At 59.2% G+C, this 19,965-nt stretch carries 13 protein-coding genes and 1 pseudogene; 3 read left to right on the top strand and 11 right to left on the bottom strand.

Annotation, left to right across the window (positions count from 1 at the left end):
- The 3 genes and pseudogenes from GA615_RS19920 to GA615_RS19910 form a co-directional block, all read right to left on the bottom strand.
- Positions 1-876, bottom strand: a pseudogene (locus GA615_RS19920) (IS4 family transposase); the annotation flags it as partial.
- Between the two features lie 365 nt (positions 877-1,241).
- Positions 1,242-2,033 (bottom strand): tyrosine-type recombinase/integrase, encoded by a 792-nt coding sequence (locus tag GA615_RS19915; protein ID WP_152053070.1) that lies wholly within the window; start codon positions 2,031-2,033, stop codon positions 1,242-1,244.
- 3 nt (positions 2,034-2,036) lie between these two features.
- Positions 2,037-2,417, bottom strand: coding sequence for a hypothetical protein (locus GA615_RS19910; protein ID WP_152053069.1), 381 nt, complete (start codon positions 2,415-2,417; stop codon positions 2,037-2,039).
- Between the two features lie 812 nt (positions 2,418-3,229).
- On the opposite strand from GA615_RS19910, the gene GA615_RS19905 reads away from it, so the two are divergent.
- Positions 3,230-4,282, top strand: a complete 1,053-nt coding sequence (locus tag GA615_RS19905; protein WP_152053068.1) for a replication initiator protein A — start codon at positions 3,230-3,232, stop codon at positions 4,280-4,282.
- Between the two features lie 7 nt (positions 4,283-4,289).
- On the opposite strand, the gene GA615_RS19900 is transcribed toward GA615_RS19905, so the two are convergent.
- From GA615_RS19900 to GA615_RS19885, 4 genes are all read right to left on the bottom strand, one after another.
- Positions 4,290-4,592 (bottom strand): ribbon-helix-helix domain-containing protein, encoded by a 303-nt coding sequence (locus tag GA615_RS19900; protein WP_152053067.1) that lies wholly within the window; start codon positions 4,590-4,592, stop codon positions 4,290-4,292.
- 166 nt (positions 4,593-4,758) lie between these two features.
- Positions 4,759-5,463: a nucleotide-binding protein gene (locus tag GA615_RS19895; RefSeq protein ID WP_201750254.1), complete on the bottom strand. Its 705-nt coding sequence runs from the start codon at positions 5,461-5,463 to the stop codon at positions 4,759-4,761.
- 494 nt (positions 5,464-5,957) lie between these two features.
- Positions 5,958-6,296: a WGR domain-containing protein gene (locus tag GA615_RS19890; protein WP_152053065.1), complete on the bottom strand. Its 339-nt coding sequence runs from the start codon at positions 6,294-6,296 to the stop codon at positions 5,958-5,960.
- Positions 6,297-6,313: 17 nt separating this feature from the next.
- Complete coding sequence (locus GA615_RS19885) at positions 6,314-6,943, bottom strand: recombinase family protein (RefSeq protein ID WP_152053064.1); 630 nt, start codon at positions 6,941-6,943, stop codon at positions 6,314-6,316.
- Positions 6,944-7,202: 259 nt separating this feature from the next.
- Here GA615_RS19885 and GA615_RS19880 point away from each other — a divergent pair, with 259 nt between their 5' ends.
- Both GA615_RS19880 and GA615_RS19875 read left to right on the top strand, forming a co-directional pair.
- A complete protein-coding gene (locus GA615_RS19880; RefSeq protein WP_152053063.1) occupies positions 7,203-7,499 on the top strand; it encodes a type II toxin-antitoxin system Phd/YefM family antitoxin in 297 nt (98 codons plus the stop codon).
- The gene (locus GA615_RS19875; protein WP_152053062.1) at positions 7,496-7,813 is read left to right on the top strand and encodes a type II toxin-antitoxin system RelE/ParE family toxin; all 318 of its coding nucleotides are present in this window, start codon (positions 7,496-7,498) and stop codon (positions 7,811-7,813) included. Before GA615_RS19880 ends, GA615_RS19875 begins: the two co-directional genes overlap by 4 nt.
- 171 nt (positions 7,814-7,984) lie before the next feature.
- Here the strand turns inward: GA615_RS19875 and brxL are convergent, their stop codons facing one another.
- From brxL to brxC, 4 genes are all read right to left on the bottom strand, one after another.
- Positions 7,985-10,048, bottom strand: a complete 2,064-nt coding sequence (gene brxL, locus GA615_RS19870; RefSeq protein WP_235905572.1) for a protease Lon-related BREX system protein BrxL — start codon at positions 10,046-10,048, stop codon at positions 7,985-7,987.
- Positions 10,038-12,656 (bottom strand): BREX-1 system phosphatase PglZ type A, encoded by a 2,619-nt coding sequence (gene pglZ / locus GA615_RS19865; protein ID WP_152053061.1) that lies wholly within the window; start codon positions 12,654-12,656, stop codon positions 10,038-10,040. The genes brxL and pglZ overlap by 11 nt, the downstream gene beginning before the upstream one ends.
- Entirely contained in the window at positions 12,653-16,282 is a 3,630-nt protein-coding gene (gene pglX, locus GA615_RS19860; RefSeq protein ID WP_152053085.1) for a BREX-1 system adenine-specific DNA-methyltransferase PglX, read from the bottom strand. The genes pglZ and pglX overlap by 4 nt, the downstream gene beginning before the upstream one ends.
- Positions 16,283-16,360: 78 nt before the next feature.
- Complete coding sequence (gene brxC / locus GA615_RS19855) at positions 16,361-19,963, bottom strand: BREX system P-loop protein BrxC (RefSeq protein WP_152053060.1); 3,603 nt, start codon at positions 19,961-19,963, stop codon at positions 16,361-16,363.
- Between the last annotated feature and the right edge of the window lie 2 nt (positions 19,964-19,965).

Raw genomic sequence — 19,965 nt, 5'->3', positions numbered from 1 at the left:
GATGAGCCAACGCCGTGAATACCAGAGCACCATCCTTTCGGCATCCGCCAGGCTCGTGACCAGCAGGGTTGTCAGCAGCCACCAGCGGATCGGCTCCTGGCCCTCCGGAGGGTATTCCTCCTCGGCCAGGATCGCCGTCACGGGGAGATCGGGGAGGCGGTCGCCGATGCGGCGAGTCAATGGCGGCGCCAGGGAAACCGCCGCGAAGCGTGCGGTCAGGCTCGCAACCCTTGCCGGACGGCCGGGGCCGCGAGGGATCTCGACATTGAAGGACCCCCGGACGGGCTCGGTCCGCAAGGCGCGGTCGAGGAGCTTCTCGGTGTGCCGGACGCGGCGACGCGGCTGGGCGCGGATCAGCAGATGGGACCCGTCACGCCGCGTGGCGGCGAAGAGGTCGTAGTAGTCGGCCTCGCGATCGGCCACCGTCACCACGATCACTCCCGGAGGCAATGCGGCCTCGGTGGCACTCAAGGCGTCGATCCATCGCTGGGCCTCCTTCGCCTGCGTTGGCAACTTGTTCCGCAACTCGCGATGCCCCAATCCCTCGGGGGCTCTTGCCCAGACATGCTGATGCAGCAGACCGAGGGGAACGCCGTCAGGGTCGGCAGCCAAGACGGAGTGGGCAAGCAGCCCGGCCTTGCGGCGGTTCGCCAGATACCCCAACCCCGAGGTCGCGGGGTGCGTCGTCCAGTCCAGCGCCGTGGTGTCCTGGATGGCCAGGACCGGGCCGGTCTCGGGCAGGCGGTCGCGGGCGCCGTCGCGATGTGCGGCCAGGATCGCCTCGGGAGAGCCCCGGTCATTGTCCCAGAATCGGTAAGCGGCCTTGGCCGCGGTCCAAGAGCCGGTGGCCTGAGGGACGCTGGCCTCCGGCCTCGCGGCGAGGGACTCTGATTGAGGCGACGATCACCCAGCTTCACGGATCGGAGTTCGTGTTCGGACCACATCCGACGATTACGAAGCGAGGATACCGAGTGATCGCCGCCCTCCAACTTGCGGGTAATGGTGAGCGATTCGTGGGGAAGGTCACTCTTACTTCGGGAGCGGACCCGAACCGCGGATCGTTGGCAATCATTCTGGTCAGCGATGGTCCGCCGGACCGGGGACGACGTGGCTCACCGATGGCGTTCGTTCCGAGACGAAGGCCGGCCCCCTGCATGGCCCTGAGAAACTCCGGATCGGAGCGCCGCGACGCAGGGCAGTGGGGAATGGGCAGGTTCGTTACGTCGAGCACCGCGAAGGGCTCAGCCGATCGCCCGCATGACCTCGGTCGCCTGGGCCAGGTCGCGTGCCGCATAAATCTCGGTGATCCTGGAATCGGTATGACCCAGGACGGCCTTGGCGGCCTCCAGCCCGAAGTCCTGGCGGATCATCGTGGCCCGCGTGTGTCGCAGCCGGTGAGGCGACCAGGCGGGAATCCCCGCCCGCCGGCAAGCCCGCTGGATTGCCACCCGGTAGCTGTGCCGTGTGTAATGAGCCCCGGCCGCGAGACGACCGGGGCGGCCGCTTCCTGGAGACTTCGAGCTCTCGGCAGGGGATCGACGCCGACTCCGTCGCCGTTGCCACTCCGCGACCTCGGCCGGGACGAAGCCATACGATTCCGGGTCGCGATCGAGCCAGGGGTGCAGCACCTGCTGGGCCCTCGGCCCCAGCACGATCACCTTCGCACGGTCGAAGTGCTGGGTCTTGTGGCGACCCGGCTGGTAGAGCCAGGCGTCTCCGCCGGTCTCGACATCGCAGGGCCGGATCAGGATGATCTCCTGAGGGCGGGCACCGCAGAGGAACTGCAACTCGACCATGGCCGCGACCTGGGGCGACAGATGGGGTAAGACTGCCCGGATCGCCTCCTCCGGCACGGGGACCACCGGCTCGGTCTCGCGAGCTTCCGAGCGCCCCCTGCGCAGGCCCTTGACCCGGGTCAGGGCCTGGTGGACCTCGACCGGCAGCAACTCCTGAGCGACGGCCCAGCCAAACATGCCGCGGATCCGGTTGATGTCCTTATTGATCAGTTTCCGCGACCGGTTGGCCTCGATCATCGATTACCGGACACGCTGCAGGGCGAGTGGACCAAACTCCGCAGCCGAAGATCGCCCGTAGAGGCATCGCAGGAACCGCAGGGCCTGCCGGATGTTGTCTTGCTCGCTCGTCGGGCGACCATCCTTGACGTAATACTGTTCGACATGCGCCCAGTACGCGAGCATGAGCTCTTCGATCGACAGCGAGGGGTCGGGACGCACGGGTCCGGACGGGCGTTGGTGCCGCTGATCGGCACGCCACTGTGCGATCAGCCGGGCGTAGCGTTCCTGGCTCTCGGGGGAGCCAAAGGGACCCAGATAATAACCGCGTCCGTCGATCGTGACGACGGCGCACTTGCGCGCCTTGTGCAGGTGATAGGAGGTAGGACGATTGTTCCGGGGCATGGTACGGCATCTGAGGTGGGCCAAAACGGTACATGTACCGTTTACCGGGACCTCTACGCCGCGCTTCCGACCACCGGAAGGTACGCCTAACTCGCGTTCGGCAAAGGAGATGGGTTTAGTCGGGGCGAGAGGATTTGAACCTCCGACCTCACGGACCCGAACCGTGCCCATTTAGGGCTTAGCCGCACAACTTAACCACCTTACATTGCAATAACTTACGCCGCTTGTATGGAGCGCAACCGGATTCCAGGAAATACTGGAAATTCCCGGGATTTTTCTTCCGTTCAGTGGCTTTCTCTGCACATGCAGAGTTTGATGCGATGGGTTTATATGCTGCCTGGTCGGAGCCGCAGCCTTCCCCTTCCATGCCTCGGATAGCCCGTAATCGCATTCTCGCGGCTTCTGGATGCGGATCTCTCCTCGGTGGGTGGTAGGGAGCAGGAAATGCGAAGATTCTTCTCTACGGCCTTCGCAGGGGCATTTTCGACTCGATGGTGGTCAGAGGTTTCCGCGTTGGCCGTGTGACCCCTCTCGCTCTTCAATGCCTCGCTTCACAGATTCACCCTCTGCATGAAAAGTTATCCACAGGCAATGCTTGTGTGTTAAATATATTTGTTAGATCTTGTGTTAAGCAGAATTTTTGCCCCGCAAGCCTTTGGAAACGATGACGGATTTCGGCGGGCCGGTGTGTGAAAGCACGAAAGACGGTGGGCAAATACACGATGTTCGGTGTGTAAAAGCACGAAAAAGACGCCTTGGTGTGTGAAAACACAAAGCTTGACATCAGTGTGTGAAAACACGATAGTGCGTTCATGGTGGGCAAAAGCACGAACAGAAATACTCCTCTCCTCCCGGATCGTCATCCGATCCAGGACTTTTTCATTTGCGATGTCACGGACGCCATTCCGAAAGATGATATCGGGTCGATGGAGCACCCCATCTTCTCCCTTGCCACCAAGCCCGATCTGACCGTCCGCGAGTATGAGCATAATGGCGTCAGGCTTACGGTCATACCGAGCACGCTCGGCCTCGCCACGATTCATGACAAAGACATCCTGATTTACTGCATAAGCCAGCTCATCGCCAAGATGAACGCTGGCTTCGACCCTCACCGGACCCTGCACATCAAGGCGTATGACCTACTCGTTTCCACAAACCGCAATATCGACGGGAGAGGTTACGAGCAGCTGGTTTCCGCCCTCGATAGGCTGAGCGGGACACGCCTCAGAACGAACATCAAGACGGGTGGCGAGGAAATCACCTCCGGCTTCGGCCTGATCGACAGTTGGAACATTATCCGCCATTCGGATTCCGGCAGGATGGCCGAGATTCGCATCAACCTCTCGGATTGGGTCTTCAACGCAGTCATCGGCCGCGAGGTGCTCACCCTGCACCGGGATTATTTCCGACTCAGGAAGCCCCTGGAACGGCGGATGTATGAACTCGCCCGGAAGCACTGCGGGAAACAGGACGAATGGGCGATCTCGCTCGAATTGCTACGGAAAAAATGTGGCTCCGCTTCCAGCGAGAAGGAGTTTCGGCGCCTCGTGAGCCAGATATGCAGCGAAGATGCCCAGCATGGCCACGTTCCAGACTATGCGGTTGCCTTGGAGGGTGACACCGTCAGGTTCATCAATCGCGGGGCTCTCCCTGCCCTTCAGGCTGTCCAGGCCACGGCATACCCGGTGCTCGACCCGGAAACGTATCACGATGCCCGAACGGTTGCCCCTGGCTACGACGTATACCTCCTCGAAGAGCAGTGGCGTAGCTTCTGGGTCGAAAGCGGCCAGCCCGAACTGAAGAATCCCGATGCCGCGTTTCTCGGCTTCTGCCGCAGTAGGTACAACCGCAAGCCTGTAGCCTGACCCCCTGCTAGGCGATTCGGCTCAGTCCGTACTTCGCGAAGAGATCGTTGATCGCCTCGGTCAGCAGATCCTGGGTCGTGGTATCCCTCTGAACGACGAGGAGCTTGAATTGCTTGGCCGCTTCCGGGGTCACATGCGCCGCGATGAACTGCCGGCCATCCCTCCCTGGCTTAGCTTCGTTTTTTGCACGTTTGCGGGTTGCTGTGTTTGCTGCCAAACGTGTTTGCTCTTCCGGCTGGCTTGGTAAAGGTGGTGATATTGTCGGAGCTACTGGCTCTGATGTGAACGTGAGGGGGGCTCTTTTCTTCATATTACAGTCCTTCTACTTAATTGCTTATTGTTTGCGTGTTTGCGTATTTGGCAGTTTGCACCTTGTTGTGTGGGAGTGTTGACGCGAAAAGTAGCAACCAGACAAACGCACAAACGGATACCGTGTTTTGCGCAGGCGGAAGCACCTTGAAGGCGTGCCGGAACACTCAGAATATTGCATGTTTGCGTGGTTCATCGTTTCTCCGCAAGCGTGTTTGCACGTTGACCTGTTTGCGCAGCCACTGGAACAATTCGGTGATCTCCTTGGTGGCCTTGCTTTTCGGATAGAGCTCTTGAGCTGTATGCCCATCGTTCACGGAGTGTGAGAACGCTACCAGTTGGTGGAGGACGGGTGGGGCGACGTGGACACCGCCTTCTTCCAGAGCGCTCCGGGCTTCCTCACCGACTTTCCCAACGGGAGGGACAGCGTTTAGCACCACGAAGGCGGGCTTGCCAGCCACGGCAGCGAGGCTCAGGGTTGTTCCGATGGCATTCAGGTCAAACGCTGCCGGGCGGCAGGGGATTAGGATGAGATCGGAAGCACGGGCGGCGGCAAGGGACGCCGAATCGGCATTCGGAGCGCTGTCAATGATCACAAGGTCTGCCGACTGGGAGGCCGCCTGTTCGAGCAGGCTAGGTAAGCGGGCGGCCTGGGCGGAAACCACGGCCGGAGCAGGCTCTGTTCGCTTATCGGCCCAACTCGATGCTGATGCCTGTGGGTCGAGGTCGAAGAGGGCTGTATTCATATTGCGGCGCTCAGCAGCCACCGCGAGATGGATTGCCAGTGTTGTCTTTCCCGCACCACCTTTCTGGCTAATAATTGCTATTGTTTTCATGTTTTGTCCTTTGGCCGATTGTTCCGTTGCGAACATACGCGCAAACACTTAAGCGGTCAAACAGATCGCACAACCACGATGCGGCTGTACGCCACACGTTTAACCTTTGGCCAAAGTAGCATCCTGGGTGCTGCCTTTCGTGCCTCCGTTTCCCTTCACCCTCGCCCGGCGGTCTTTCGCCCCGCAAGGGGCATATAATCTGGCCGAGGCGGGGGTGAAGGGGAACGGGGGCGCAGGCTGATGGCATGGCACGGCCGATGCTGCCGCAGATTCCGTGCGGTGCCTCTGTTTTAGCTGAACCTGAGCCCCACCAACGATAGGCGCGGGCGTAGCCCGCATCCGCTAACCGCACCAGGGATCGGAGCGGTCGCCGCAGGCGAGTCCCGAAGGGACCGAGCAACGCGAGCCGCGCAGAGCCCGGCCCGGCGAATGCCGGGGGTGCCATCGAGTGAACCGGGCGTGGGAGCTTCTCGCTGTATCCGTGTTACCACGAAGGGGACGCGAGGGGCCGACAGGCGGTGAAGCAACCCTCAGCCGGCCGAGTGGAAAAATCTTGCCATAACCTCGCCCGGTAGCCATGACTGGATGTCGATTCCTGGGCCGGCATTGAAGGCGGCGAGGCGGTAGGGGCATCCGATACGCTTGGGGGCGGAGAGGCGGCGGAGCAGCCGCTCACGGACGATGGCCTTCATGTCGTCGGCCTTTGCAGAAGCGTAGCGTTTCGCCTGGCCACCCTGGCCGACCCGGCCGTAGTGGATGGCGACCGTCCAGTCGTCGAGCAGGTCGCGGCCGACCACAATTTCATAGCGGCGGTGGTGGTTGCGTTCCTCGCTGTGGGCTTCGAGGGCGATGGTGAGCAGGTTATCCATGGCGGTTCCTTTCGGCGTTATTTGGGGGAGGGGCGTTTGGCTTCCAGCAGCTTCTGCCCGTGGGGCCTCAGGTTGCCCTTCGGGTCCACATGCCGGTAGAGGGTCTGGCGGGTAATGCCAAGCTCGGTGCAGAGTTCGCTGATCACGGTCTCAGGCTTTCCCATCGCTGCCTGGGCGAGGCGTAGCTTCGCGGGCGTCATCGTCCATGGCCTGCCGCCGTTCCTTCCCCGGGCACGGGCGGCGGCAAGGCCGGCCCGCGTGCGTTCGATAATCAGTTCCCGCTCGAACTCGGCTAGGGCGGCGAAGAACCCAAAGACTAGCTTGCCGCTGGGTGTGGTGGTGTCGATGGTCGCGCCATGCCCGGTCAGTACACGGAAGCCCACCCCCCTGGTGGTGAGATCATGCACGGTGTTCACGAGGTGCCGAAGGTCGCGCCCCAGCCGGTCGAGCTTCCACACGATGAGGGTATCGCCTTCGCGCAGCGCTTTCAGGCAGGCCGCAAGGCCTGGCCTCGCATCCTTCTTCCCGGAGGCGGTGTCTTCGTAGAGGTGCTGGGGATCCACCCCGGCTTCGATAAGGGCATCACGCTGGAGGTCGGTAGCCTGGCTCCCGTCCGATTTGCTCACCCTCATGTACCCAACCAGCATCCTGCCCGCCGCAATCCTTAAATTCGTTCAACTTCCGCCCTGTCACATAAACGGCCGGTTAAGTGACAACCCGGCCAGTACACCCAGGCCCAGCGACAAGCCGTAACATAAGCCGTCATTTATTCTTAGTCAACTAATTCCTTCGTTTTTGAGATTAGTAACACCGGGCGCGGCTGGGTTCCCTACCTTCCGGCTTGCAAGGGGGAGGGGAACCGGATAGCATTAAATTGAATGCAAATTGAGTGCAGGAGTACGGCGCATGCTCGATATCAACCGAGACATCAACTCGCTGTCGAACTTCAAGCGACACACTCCCGAGTTTATCCGGCAGCTGAAAGAAACGGGCGAGCCCGTTGTGCTGACGGTTAACGGGAAGGCCGAAATCGTCGTCCAGGATTCGGCATCATACCAGCGCCTTCTGGAACGGGCAGAGCAGGCGGAGAGGATGGAAACGCTTCGGGCCTCGGTTGAGGAAATGAAGAAAGGTCTGGGCATCCCGGCGGAGGAGGTGCTCGCTGAGATGCGGCAGATTCTCGCCGGGAAGAAAGCCCAGTGACCTATCGCGTCGTATTCACCCCACGGGCCAGGGCCGGAGCGATCGAAGCATTCCGCTGGCTGGCCGAACGGTCGCCGGAGGCGGCAGCCCGATGGTACGAGGGTCTTGAGAAGGCCATCGCCTCACTGGCAAAGTACCCGAAGCGCCATCCGATCGCCGAAGAGGAATCGGAACTGCTCGGCACCGAGATCCGGCAGAAGCTGTACGGCAAGCGGCGTGGAACCTACCGCCTGCTGTACTCGATTGAGGGAAACACGGTTTATCTGCTGTATGTCCGGCACAGTGCCCAGGGGCCGATCGATCCCGAGCACTAGAATCGCTCCTGGAAGGATAAACATGCGCGGATGGGTATCGAATTCGAGCAAGAGCGACTGGGTTAGCCAGCTACCTTAGAGAGCATCACTCTGACATAGCTCGCCATGTCTGTGGTGATTGCTTGACCCGGCCATAAGTTGTTGATTCCTTCGGTTTTGGCTCATGCTCCGTTACTGCACGCCCAGTGCTTTGAAGACCGCATCCACAGGATCTGCGTAGAAACCTGTCTGGAACTTAGCGAACAACTCTCCGGGGATTGTCGGAACGTCTTTTACGCTCGCCATCGGCAAGAGTAACCGCTTGGCTCCAGCGTCGAAGGCAACCTGCAACGACTCGGCCAAATTCTCAACCGGTATGATGTTGCCGCCGAGGCTCATGCTGCCGAGGATCACCATCTGCTGCTGGATCGGTTTGCCGAATACGCCGGAGCAAAGGGCGACGAACGAAGCAAGTGTCATCGCGCTCGCCGGGCCGGTGTTGTGCAACTCGACGACGTGCAGGTGGTAGTCATGGTCCCCCGGCTTGATCGAAGCGCTGACGCGGTTCGCGTTGGCTTTGAAGTAGTCGAAGCCGACCTTGATGGATTCCTTCGAGGCTGAGTTTGAGCCCAGGCCAGAGGATTTGAGCGCCCCATTACCGGAAGTGACCTGAGTTTCCAGGCGGTAGAGCCCTAAATGACCGCCTGAACCAGTCGCGACCGTGTGGATCACGCCGGGGTTCAGCGGTCCGTCTGGGATCAGCGACCCGCCGCCCTGTTCCGGCACGCTGATGAACTTCTCTTCCATCGTCTCCACGTCGATGTAGGAGAAGTGAACGTCGAAGAACTCCATGCCGCCGATCTTCTTCAGCTGCTCCTTTACCCGGCGACGGACTTCAAGGGCGTATTCCAGGCAGCGCCGAACGGCCTCCTTGTCATACTCCTCGTTGGGGTAGAGCAGCTTCAGCAGGCCGGAGACGGTGTGCTTGACGGCAATCGTGTCCCGCTGGTTCAGGTCGCGCCCCAGCTTGAAGAATTTGTTGATGGCATCACCGAAATTCCGCTTTCGCATCTCCCGCAGCCACTCGGCGAGGTAGTCCACGATCATGCCGTACTGGTTCGTGAAGAACTCCGGCCGCATTTTCGGGATTTCCCAGCCCGGCACATAGGCATGGAAGCGATCGAAGAAGGCCGAATCGATCATCGTCTCCGGGAACGGAGCGAACAAATGACTCGTCTTGACCAGGGTATCGACAGGTTGATTGATGTTGCCAACGAACACCATCGAGGCGTAGGCGTTGATCGCGTCACGGCCACGGGCGAACGAACCCGAGGCCATGTAGTCCTTCATGATCTGGACGCCATCCTTGTCCTTGAAGGAGATGCCTGCCACTTCATCGAAGGCCACGACATCCCACAGGCCGACCAGGCCTACCTGACGCCGGGCCATGTTGTAAAACAGGTTCGCAACGGTCGTTTGCCCGCCGGACACCAGGATGCTGTTCGGGCTGATCTCCTTGTAGATGTGGCTCTTGCCGGTTCCGCGAGGGCCAAGCTCGGCGAGGTTATAGTTGTTCTCGACCAGTGGGATCATACGAGCGAGCAGGTGCCACTTGACCCGCTCGGGAAGGTTCGCCGGCTCCATGCCGGTTGAACGCAAGAGCGCATCGATCCATTGCTCCTCAGTGAACGCGCGTCGTCCCTCGAACAATTCCTCCAGATCCATGTTGGGCATCTGGATCGGCTTGAGGTCGCGCAGCAGGAAAGGCGAGCCCTTCTGGTCCTCCTCGAAGAAGTATTCCAGCGTGGCGATACACCAGATCCCTCCGACCAGCAGCTTCTCGAACTGCTTCACGATGGAGCTGGGGACTTCAATACGGTTGACGCCGAGGTTGCCTAGCTGGGCCTCGTACACATCGCGCTTCTCGTTGAGCGTCACCGTCACTTTGTCGATGATTTTGAGGCTGCCACGTTCGCGGATCGTGGACTTGACCTTTTCGGCTTCGTCGGGCCGAACGTAATTTTCAGCCAATACCTTCTTGACCGTTTGTAGACCTTCTTCAATGACGGTTTCGTCATCCGAAGCGCAGTAACTGCCCAGCAAATACTCCAGGACGTAAACCGGCACGTTCGCACCTTCCTTGACCAGCTTGGTCAGGTCTTTGCGAACCACCTTGCCAGGAAAGTACTGGTTCAGGAGATCATCCAGCCCGGTATCAGGCGTCATGCCATCCTTGTTTTCGATCTCAGAAGTCATCGGTGAACGCCCTATCAATAATTACCTCAACGCTTTGCTGCTCAATGCCGGTTTCGGCGTCGAGCAGGACGAGGCGGTAAGGTGTTTTCTTGTTGTACTGCCGGTCCTTCAGGACCAGATTGACCCATTTTTTCCGCTCGTCCAGGTTGCCCGAACTGCTCTCGAATTTCACCGTCTGGATACCCGTAACCGGCTCGTCGCCCTCATACACAGCGACCCGAAGGGTGATCGGCTTCACCCGGTCGCTCACGGCCTCCATCTGGATCAACTGGAAGCGGCAGTAGGCGGTGGTGATGCGGTGGTTGCTGCCAAGCACCTGAACCGTGACCGGTTTGGTCTTCGTTTCCTGGGCTGACTTGCCCCGGATATGCTTGACCGTGACGACAGGGACGACGATCTCCTGCGGCATCGCGCCGCCATGGACAAAGCGAGCGCCTCCGACGAAATGGAACAGGTTCGCCCCTTTGGGAATCCAGAATTCCATGTCGCCATCGGCGCGAGCGGTCACGCTTAACTTGCCATGCCATGCCGCTTCGTGATCAGGGAGATTAGGGCCGATCAGGTATCGCTTCTTGGCGAGAATGGTGCCATCTGGCTTGTCGCTCAGCTTGCTCTTGTCGGTCTCGACCCGGGCGGTTTCCGTAAAGAGGAAGCCGTGGTCGGCCGTAACGAGGATGTGGTGCCCGTTCAGGTTGTTGACGATATACCCCACGAGCGCCGCCAGCTCGTTGATTGCCGTTCGCACCGCCTCGAAGGTTTTCCCTTCGGTCTTGCCATCGTCACCGATGGCATCGACAACATCGTGATAGATATAGACGACCCGCTTATCCCTGACGAATTCCCGCCCTTCTTCCTTCTTCTTCGCCATCAGTTCGTCGTATTTGCAAGCCAGGCCGCCAACGGCCTTCAGAATGCCGTCACGCTCACCGGCCACACTCGACCTGCCGTCTACCAGTACGTCGGTTCCTTTGTACCCCAGCGTTTTGTGTGGCAGCAGGCTCGCCATGCCAAGGGCGGTATAGGACGGTAATACCCCAAGTTGCGACGAGATCGTGGCTTCAAAGCGGTACTTGCCGTTGAGTTCGGTGGTGAGTTCCTGGGCCGCCTCGTACCGGAAGGCGTCGCTGATGATGACGAAAGCCCGGCGGTTGTCCGCCTCCTCCAGATATGGCTTCACGCTTTTCTCGTAGAACCGATACTGGTTGGGGACTTTGCCGATCTGCCAATTCGTCAGCAAGCCATCCTGCGGCTCGATGAACTTACCCCAGGCGAGCGCCATTCCGGTCAAGTACCAGTTGATGTAGTGGGCCTCCAGGTCGGCCCTGAGCGGCTTGACGATGTTCCAGCCCTGCCCTTCGGCGCTGTCTGCGGCCTCGCAGAAGTGCCGGTAGAGTTGGTCGAAGCGGTAAAGCTCGGACTCGTAGGCCCGGTACATGCCGGCGGCATCGGGATAGTCGAACCCGCTCTTGTGCTGATTGCGGAGCGCATAAAAATCAGACGCCGCAACAAGCGCATCGTAAACGGCGTGGAGGGCCTGGCGCGGAGCGTCCGTGGAATCGGCGACCGTCAGCGTGGCCCAATGCCCGGACTGACGGCGTATTGCAATCGCCCGCACATCATCGGCGTTGATCGTGTCGGCGGTCGTTTGAACCCGTTCCCGAAGGCTGCTGGCGATACGCTTTTCAACGGCCAGAAAGGTCATCACGTCGATGAGTTGGTCGATTTCGACGTTCGGCAGGTGATCTTCAATCTTTAGGATCGCCGCCGCTTCTGCGGAAAGCCGGTCGTAGCTCGTCCCCTTGCTGCTGCTGTCACGCCACTGCGCCAGGCAGACAACGGCGTTTGACCAGCCAGTGCGGGGCAGGAGCAGCCCACGGATCGACTGCGGCACGTCGCCCTTCAGGTGATGGGTGTAATCGGTGAGCATGAGCCGGAGGAGGAACATCTTCAGGGTCGGGTTTTCTTCCTCGTACCCGAACGCGGCTTTGACCATGTGCCAGAACGAACCATCGAGGTCAAACTTCTCGACCTGGACCCACTCGGCGGGCGGATTGTCGAGGTCGATCTCGCTCCCGGCATCGATCCAGGCATGGAAGAGTGTCCGCACCAGATTGAAAAGCTCCGGCTGGTCGGCCCTGGCGACCACGGCGATCATCTTGCGGTCGAGATCGGCGGCGGCATCATCGGGGCCGACAAGGTTCCTGACCTTCTGAAGCCGCTCCTTGGCGTCGAAGAACTTGCGCCGTTCGGCAATATGGGCTCGCAGCGAGAGATTCTTCAACCCCAGGTCTTGCAGCAGGATGCTGGCCCGGTCTGCCCGGAAACTGCGGCTATAAAGCCGGATATCGAGCAGCCAATCATCCTCGTAGTCGGGCTCTTCGGTCGGGGCGTAGAGGAGGAACTTCTTGTCAGGTTCTTCCCGCTCCAGGCGGATTTTGACTTCGAGCGCAGGGGTCTGGTCGAGCCTGATCGTGGTGACGCCATCGAGCATGATATAAGGCAGCGTGCTTTGAAACTCCTTGTCGGGATCGTTCCAGAAGACGATACGCTGCCCATTTTCATCGAACAGGCGAGCGAGCGCGGTGCTGATTTGGTTCAGATCGCTCATTCGTCGCACTTCCCGCCCGTGATCGCTTTGGACTCGGCCAGCAGGTCGCCGAACTTGCCGTAGTTCACCTTAACACCGTCGTCGAGGTCGAGGCTGATCCTCTGGTCAGCGGCGTGTTTCAATTTCTCCTCGAAGGTGAGCAGTTCATCCTGTTGCTTCTTCAGGTCATCCTGCTCCTTCTGGAGCTTCTTGCCGTGGCTGGTGCTGGTGGCTTTCAGCTTGTCGCCTTCGAGTTGCTCGATGCGGGCGGCGATCTTCCCCTGGAGCGGAATGACGTACTCATTCCGCATGCGGGCTAGCGTGCCTTCGTGGTAGCGGTGCAGGTAGACGAGGCACTGGAAGGCCCGCTGCTTGCCGCTGGAGAACAGCCAGTAAATTGGCCGCTTTTTGTACATCGAAAGGTGGTGCTTGTAGAACCCGGTGGCGAGATAGCGACGGATTGTGTCTAGTGGCTGCTCACCCTTGGTTGGGCCGAGACTGTCGGCGACGAACTTCAGGTTCTCATCCAGGTGTTCCTTCGGCCACGCCACACCGATGAACTCCACGATGCGGTTGGTGGCGTCGTCCCGGATGCCCCAATCGGATTCGAGCAGGGGGATGATGCCGTCATCGTCGGCCCGGAAGGTCTTGAATTGGCCGAGGTCGAAGCCCTGGTTGCCGCTGTGGGCGTAGATCAAGCCCGGCTTGTCAAGGCTGTAGCGGCCCATCATGCAGCCGATGGCGTAGGAAAGCAGCCGCTTGATGTCCTCGGCACGGTCGGGGTGGTAGAGCGTAATCTGGTCGTCGGGGACTTCGGGCGAGAGCTCGTCTTGCAGGCCGTAGGCCTCGATGAACCTGCGATTGTTGCGCTCCTCGGCTTCACGAAGTCTGTTGAATCTCTCCTGAAATAGCCTCTCATTGTGCGTTACGGCCGTGTCAATCGTTGTTGCCTTAGCTGTGACAAGCTCCGGCTGACGAAAATCCCAAGAGGTTTCTCTGGAATTCCAGTCGTCTTTCGCAATAGAGACGGCAGTTTGAACCACATCACGAATATCGCTGTGTTCGCCATTCAACAGGGACTTCAGCACAGGAAGTTCGCTAATGTTGCCAACTTGATTCTCCGAAGTCGGATTGAACGCGTTAAGCAGCCGGGGGCAAAGAACGCTCGAAAAGTAGCCGAGCAGCAAAGGAATCGCATCAGGATTGCAAAAGCATGACGATCCCTTTACATCGAAAAGAAACCCTGGCTCAGTGTAGCGCACACCGAACAGTCCGAAGCCTGTCGTAGTCCAGGTTATCCCCTCACGAAAATAGAAATCGGGATTTCGGATCGCTGCCCGCTTGAAAGCGAAAAGCTCCCGCCCGTCGCCTTCCCAATTAACCACCCAAATGTTGTTTCCATACCAGCGTCGATAGTCCCCACCCTTGTTGTAAGGGAACCACTTTTTTCCTGAACTCCTGGCAGCGGCCCTGTCAGGTAAGCCGAACCCGGTCTTGCCAATCGAAACTTCGTGCCAGAACCGCACAAAGCGATTATTATCAGCGGTTGCCATGCCCTGCTTTGGTTCGGCAACGTCTTTCACGAGCTTCGAGTCCGTGAATGCACGCAACATCTGTGGGCTAATCCAATAAGACAGCCTGTTTCCCGGAATGGCTTCAAAATCAGTAGCGCTGCGAACGAAGTGTGTTGCACAATCCCAGGACTTCTTGCGTGCAATCGCCGCCTTCGCTTCACCATCGCCGTCTACAAGACGAAGAAACGTGCCGTTTGCGTTCAATCCGTGAGGAATTGCTGAGAAAGCAGCAACCTGTACGATTTCTCCAGATATGCTGTCAAACGCTCGTGGGCCAAGATGCAGCATCGTGACGACATCTCGGCTACGCACGAAAGACTGACGGAACTCCTCGAAGCTGGATAGAAACATCCAGGAGTGCATCGTGACAAAACCAATAAGGCCGGTTTTCTTGGTACGCTTGAATGCGTAGTCGATGAAGCAAGCAAACACATCGGCCCTTGCATCGGCGAAATGTTCCGCAACGAACGACTTGAGAAGCTGGTTGAAATACTTGCTCCCCATGTACGGCGGGTTCGCAACCACGGCATCGTACTGCCGGGCCAGCAGCCTGGCCTGCTGCAACAGCGGCTTAAGAACGTGTGCCGAAGCTTGGGTCAGGTCACCGTACTTCAGCACATCGTCAAGACGTTTCTCAATCTCCGGCAACTTCGCCGCCAGCTCCAGCGGGATCTGGATCAACGAGCCGAATGTCTTGGCGTGCTCAAACAATTCCAACAGAGCGCCGATATTGGCTTGAGTGAAGTTAGCAGGCAGCTGTGGGCGGTTGGCTCTGGCTGCATTGGCCCTTGTGAACAGATTGTCATCCGGGTCGAAGAGATGGCCTTCAGGCGCCTCAGGCTCTGGCTCGCCATGCTCCTGTCCCTTGAGTGGCGACGTTAAGGCATAGAAAATCTCGCTGGCTTTCATGCCTTGACTGTCTTGAAACGCCACGATGTTTGGTTTCGCTTCGCTCTCGAAGATGCGGCGGTCGTCGGCACGCGCCTTCATCATCAGGGCGAAGGCGGCAAGTTGCGCCGCCCGATCGTCAATCTCCAGCCCGAACAGGTTCTTTTGCAGGATCAGCGTCGGGATGTCCCTGGCCCGGTAGCCCCGCTCCTGGTAGATCGCTTTGAACAGGTCGTAGGCTTCAACCAGAATGTGGCCAGAGCCGCAGGCCGGGTCGAGGAGCGTGAGTTCTTCCGGGTTCAGGCTGTTCGGCGTGATCGCTTTGAGTTGCTTCTGCACTTCCGGCGTCTGCTCGGCTGGCTCGATGTAATACTCCATCTGCTGCCGCAGGGCCGACTGCGGATAAGTCGCCAGCCATTGCCGACCGAGCGTGTTCTGCACGAGGTACTTGACGATCCAGTTCGGCGTGAAAAGCTGCGTGGCGGCGGGGATGTCTTCGCTGGCGACCACCTTGCCGATCACTTCGTCCTTCCGCTCGGAGATGTAGAACTGGTAGAGCCAGCCGATGATCTCGACTTCCTGCCAATCCTCCTCGTCGATTTCGCTCACGAGCTTGCGGATCAGCGAGTCGGAGTGCAGCAGGTTATCGGGGAGGACTAGCTCCGTCTCATCGCCGATGCGCTCGAACAAAAACGGCATGGCCTCGTGCAGGGCGTTGCACTGAGCCATGAGCAGCAGCCGGTAAAGGTCATTCTCCTTGTTCCCTGCCAGTTTCAGGTCGATAACCGTTTCTTTCTTCAGCCCCGGGAATTCGACATGCTCGGCATGTTCGAGGATTTCCGGGGCTGGCTTGCCTTCCGGGTGGCTTAAAACGCGGTAGCCATGGTCCAGATATCCATGCAATTCCATGAACCGGATGGCGACGAGCCGGTTAAACCATGTGTAGGCGAGGGCTTCCATCGACTGCTCGAAGCCGTGCCGCTGGATGCGGTCTTCGAGTGCCTTGCGCTTCTTGGCGACAGCGCGAGGATGCTCCCGGCCAGCAATGACCGCCACATCGCCCCGTTCCACCACCGGCTCGAAATGCTTGGGGGTCAGTCCGTAGAAGGCAGCACGATCCTTCATCGCCTGGATGAAATCCCGGCGGGCCTGCGGAGCGTAGTTCTTCAGGTTGGTGCGGTTCATCGGTTCCTTATCGACTTTGGATTCGTTCGTGGGTGCATGTGATAATTCGGCCTTCAGATTCGTGCGAGTCATGGCCTGTCATCGGATCTGTATGCGTTCATTGTTTGCCAGGGCCTTCTCAAGCTCCTGCCGCAGGGCGTCGAGGAAGCCATCCACGTCGGCCGGCGATTCCAGGTAGGCTGTCTTCACGATGTCTGCCGGTTTGACAATCCGCTGCTTCTTAACGACTGGAGCAGGCGGTGCGACGTTGCCCGATCCGTCGTCCTTCGGCTTCTTCTCCTCGGCTTGCTTGCGAAGGAATTCTTCGATTCGGCCTACCGCGACATCGAACTCCTTGACCGCTTCGCCCTCGGCCTGGGTGATGTGAGCAAGGCTTTCTTCCTTCTGCACCTGTTCCCGCAGTGATTCCAGTGGCTTGAGGCACGCTGCCCGCAGGCTGGCGTCACCCTGGGCGGTGGCAACATCCTTGTTCAGCGTGGCGATGTGGGCTTCGATCCTGCCGATGGCCCCTGTTCGCCGTTCCGTGAGCAGCGATGCGTTCACCGCATTCACGGTGTTCATGAGGGCATCGGCTTCCTTGATGAGCCCATAGGGGCTTCGCGCCGACAGGATCTCCTGCATCCGCCTGAGGGCAGGTCCGGCCTGGTCGTCTTTCTCCAGTTCCAACCGGTTGAGTTGGAAGGCGGAGTGCGCCTTACGGAGCTTTTCCCAGGTCGCCTTCTGGTGATCGTAAAAGTGCTCCAGGTCGTGATACTGCTCCCCGAGATCGAGCAGGTCGTTCTTGAGGGTGTTGAACCGCTCGATGAACTTCCTGCTTTCCTTGTCGGCGAGGAGAGGGTTAATGAGCGCCAGGCCTTGCGTAATTTCGTCGCCGCCAGGGTAGTTACCGGTATCGGCCAATTGCTTGTAGCCATGCAGCGCTGTCTGCCAGGCCTTGATTTTGGCCTGCAAGAACGTGGTCAGTCCGTCCTCACCATCCGGCCCCATCTCGGCGAACAGGTCTTTGCCAAGGCTCCGGGCGTTCTGGATCGCCTTGGGATCGGCGGTCTCCCGCTTCCGAATGACAATCTTGCGGCGTTTTGCCGGGGTCGTGATCGCCTCATACACCTTGTCGATGGGCAGCAAGGTGGAGTCCATCATCAGGTTGATTTCGCTCAACACGATGAGCCGGGCCAGGAGCAGCAGCACTTCCTCGTCCGGCCATCCGTAAGGACGCAGGGAGTATCGCTTCTCCAGCATATCGTGCAGCACGACTTGCTGGCTCTTCATCGAGCAGAGTTGCAGGTAACTGCGGAGGTCTTCGATGGCTTCAGGATTATTCTCGCCCTTTTCAAAGAGCAGGTTCTCCTTGGCGATGTCATTACTGCGGAGAACGGCCTGAACTTCCTTTAGCGGTTCGGTGGTGAGCCGCTTCAGGTAGCTCATCTTGCTGAAGGTGTTTTGGATGAGATATTCCATCGCCTCGGCCAGCGCCGCTATCGGCGACGAGGCCTTCATCTTGAGTGGCTGCCCGGCGACGAAGTATTCGGCAGAGGCGAGCATTTCGCCGAGCAAGGCCGTCAGCCGTTCCCGGCGATGGCGATTGTCGTCAGCGCAATCCCGTAGGATGCGTTTCGTCGATTCGGAAAGCGTTCCGTCGTTCTTGCGGGATAAGTATTTCTCGGTCTGGAGATAGGTTCGCAGCTCCCGGCCCAGGCTTTCGTCATTGCCCAGGCGGATCAGGACCTGGCCTCCGTCGGTCGTGCTATCCAGGAGCGCCTTCCCCTTGTCGTAGAGGTCGTAGTCGTCGGCCAGGGGCGTGATGACCGAGACGAGTAAGGCACCGTCTTTCTGGTTGCTGATGGGGAAGAGGTCGCAGCGGCGGTTGAACTCGAAGTCCATCTTGTTGGCGCTGAAGCGATGCTTGCGTTGCCCCTTGAGCACGTCCTCGAAGATCAGCTCACCCTGGAGCTTGGCTTCCTCGCCGCTGGAGAGGTCGACCTGCTTGATTTCCCTGTTGATGTCGCGTTCTTCGTTGGTCAGGAAGAAGTAATTGTCGCCGCTACGGCTAATGAGCGTTTCCTTTTCGAGCCGGGCCAGGCTCTCCTCGATGCGGCGGCGCAGCGCCAGCCTGTCGCCGTCGATCTGGTCGAGACAGAGGGTAACGAGGTTATCCACGTTCCCTTTCATCTCATCCACATAGCGGATAAGGAAAAGCACCTGGAGGAGTTGCCGGTCGAATGGCTCCAGGCTTGGGTTGCTTTCCGCCTGGTCGATGGTCTTTTTCACAGCCGTGTCGAGGAAACTCTCGATCGACGGGTAGAAGTCATAGAGCGGGACCAGAACACCGACTTCGTTGATCGAAACGGCCTTCGCCGCCGATTGGAAGGCGTCGAGCATCGAACGCTCCCCGCGCGCCAGGTGCATGCCGGTGGCCCCGGCTTTGCGGATCGCCTCGAAGATTTTCTGGATGAGCTGGAACTGGTAGGGGGCGAAGGGATAATTCTTGACGAAATCCTCGCCGTCTTTGAACTGGCGGAACGTCATCCCGCAGTTTTTGAAGGTAAGCTGGCTCTTGAGGATATCGCCACGCTTCTCGAAAACGGCTTCAAGGTCTCCTTTCACTTCTGGCAGTTTGGCGAGCAAGCGGGACTGGATCACCTCGTCGACGTTGGCGCTGGAGAGGGAGAGGGGAGGGAAGAAGCGCCCTTGGATCTTGGAGAAGTCCTGCTTCTTCGCCTTGCTCATATCGCCGAGCACCGTGTCCATATCCTCCTGGGACGTGACCACGACCCAGGCCCGGCGACGGCAGATGGTGCCTAACTCTTCCGTGATCGTCTGGAGGTTCAGCATCAGGTGGGAGTCGGTACCGATGAACTGGCCCACTTCATCGACCAGGAACACGATCCGGTGTTGCGGCCCTTTGGAATCCAGGTATCCCTTGACCCACTTGCAGAAATTCTCGACCGACATCGAGAAGTTCTCTTCGGCCCCGTCGATCCATTTCTCGGCGGCGGCCTGGCTCTGCCCGAGGGTTTCGCTGAGTGCTTTGACGACTTCATCCCGGTTGAACTGGTAAGCGTCCCGTTCCTTGAGCCAGTTCAGGCCGGTGTGGTTTTCGTACGCGGCATGAAACGCCTTCAGTTTGCCCTTGGATTCGAGGTAGCGCTCCATATGGGCGATGTGAGGGTGATCGCCGCTATAGCCTTGCAACTCATTCAGGACTTTGAGGAATACCCGCAGGATGAGATCCCGGCCCGTGGTGCTCCCGTGGTCGGCCTTGCTGTCGATGTTGAAGAGGATGACATCGGTGTTGGCGACCACCGCCCGCTTGATGTCCCCAAAGAGCATGGCGTCCTTGACCTTGCTCTCGAAAAACTCGACCGCCTGCTTACTCTCGCCGTTATGGGTGTGCGTGCGGTTGTGGAGCAGGTACGACAGCACTTTCAGGAAGTGGGACTTACCAGAGCCGAAGAACCCCGAAATCCAGATGCCCATCTTGCCGGTCGGTTCGGGATTCTTGCCCTGATCCACAGCTTCGAGGTACCAACTCACGAATTTTCGGACGTGCTGGTCGAGTTCTCGCGTGATGACAAACTCATCCAACTCCTGCCAGACGGAAGAGTCGTCAAGCTGGTCGGCCTTCACAACCCCGTTGATGGGCCGGAAGATGTCTCGTTCAAATAGATGTTTTATAAGCATGA

It is taken from the genome of Tautonia marina, assembly GCF_009177065.1.
GTDB classification, from domain to species: Bacteria; Planctomycetota; Planctomycetia; order Isosphaerales; family Isosphaeraceae; genus Tautonia; species Tautonia marina.
This window is presented reverse-complemented; position numbering and strand designations above follow the sequence as displayed.

Excerpts from the sequence above, each read along its gene's own strand:
- brxC (WP_152053060.1), bottom strand. The coding sequence starts at position 19,963 with ATGCTTATAAAACATCTATTTGAACGAGACATCTTCCGGCCCATCAAC.
- GA615_RS19905 (WP_152053068.1), top strand. The coding sequence starts at position 3,230 with ATGGTGGGCAAAAGCACGAACAGAAATACTCCTCTCCTCCCGGATCGT.
- pglZ (WP_152053061.1), bottom strand. The coding sequence starts at position 12,656 with ATGAGCGATCTGAACCAAATCAGCACCGCGCTCGCTCGCCTGTTCGAT.
- GA615_RS19910 (WP_152053069.1), bottom strand. The coding sequence starts at position 2,417 with ATGCCCCGGAACAATCGTCCTACCTCCTATCACCTGCACAAGGCGCGC.
- GA615_RS19900 (WP_152053067.1), bottom strand. The coding sequence starts at position 4,592 with ATGAAGAAAAGAGCCCCCCTCACGTTCACATCAGAGCCAGTAGCTCCG.
- pglX (WP_152053085.1), bottom strand. The coding sequence starts at position 16,282 with ATGAACCGCACCAACCTGAAGAACTACGCTCCGCAGGCCCGCCGGGAT.
- GA615_RS19895 (WP_201750254.1), bottom strand. The coding sequence starts at position 5,463 with ATGTTCGCAACGGAACAATCGGCCAAAGGACAAAACATGAAAACAATA.
- GA615_RS19880 (WP_152053063.1), top strand. The coding sequence starts at position 7,203 with ATGCTCGATATCAACCGAGACATCAACTCGCTGTCGAACTTCAAGCGA.
- brxL (WP_235905572.1), bottom strand. The coding sequence starts at position 10,048 with ATGACTTCTGAGATCGAAAACAAGGATGGCATGACGCCTGATACCGGG.
- GA615_RS19885 (WP_152053064.1), bottom strand. The coding sequence starts at position 6,943 with ATGCTGGTTGGGTACATGAGGGTGAGCAAATCGGACGGGAGCCAGGCT.
- GA615_RS19890 (WP_152053065.1), bottom strand. The coding sequence starts at position 6,296 with ATGGATAACCTGCTCACCATCGCCCTCGAAGCCCACAGCGAGGAACGC.
- GA615_RS19915 (WP_152053070.1), bottom strand. The coding sequence starts at position 2,033 with ATGATCGAGGCCAACCGGTCGCGGAAACTGATCAATAAGGACATCAAC.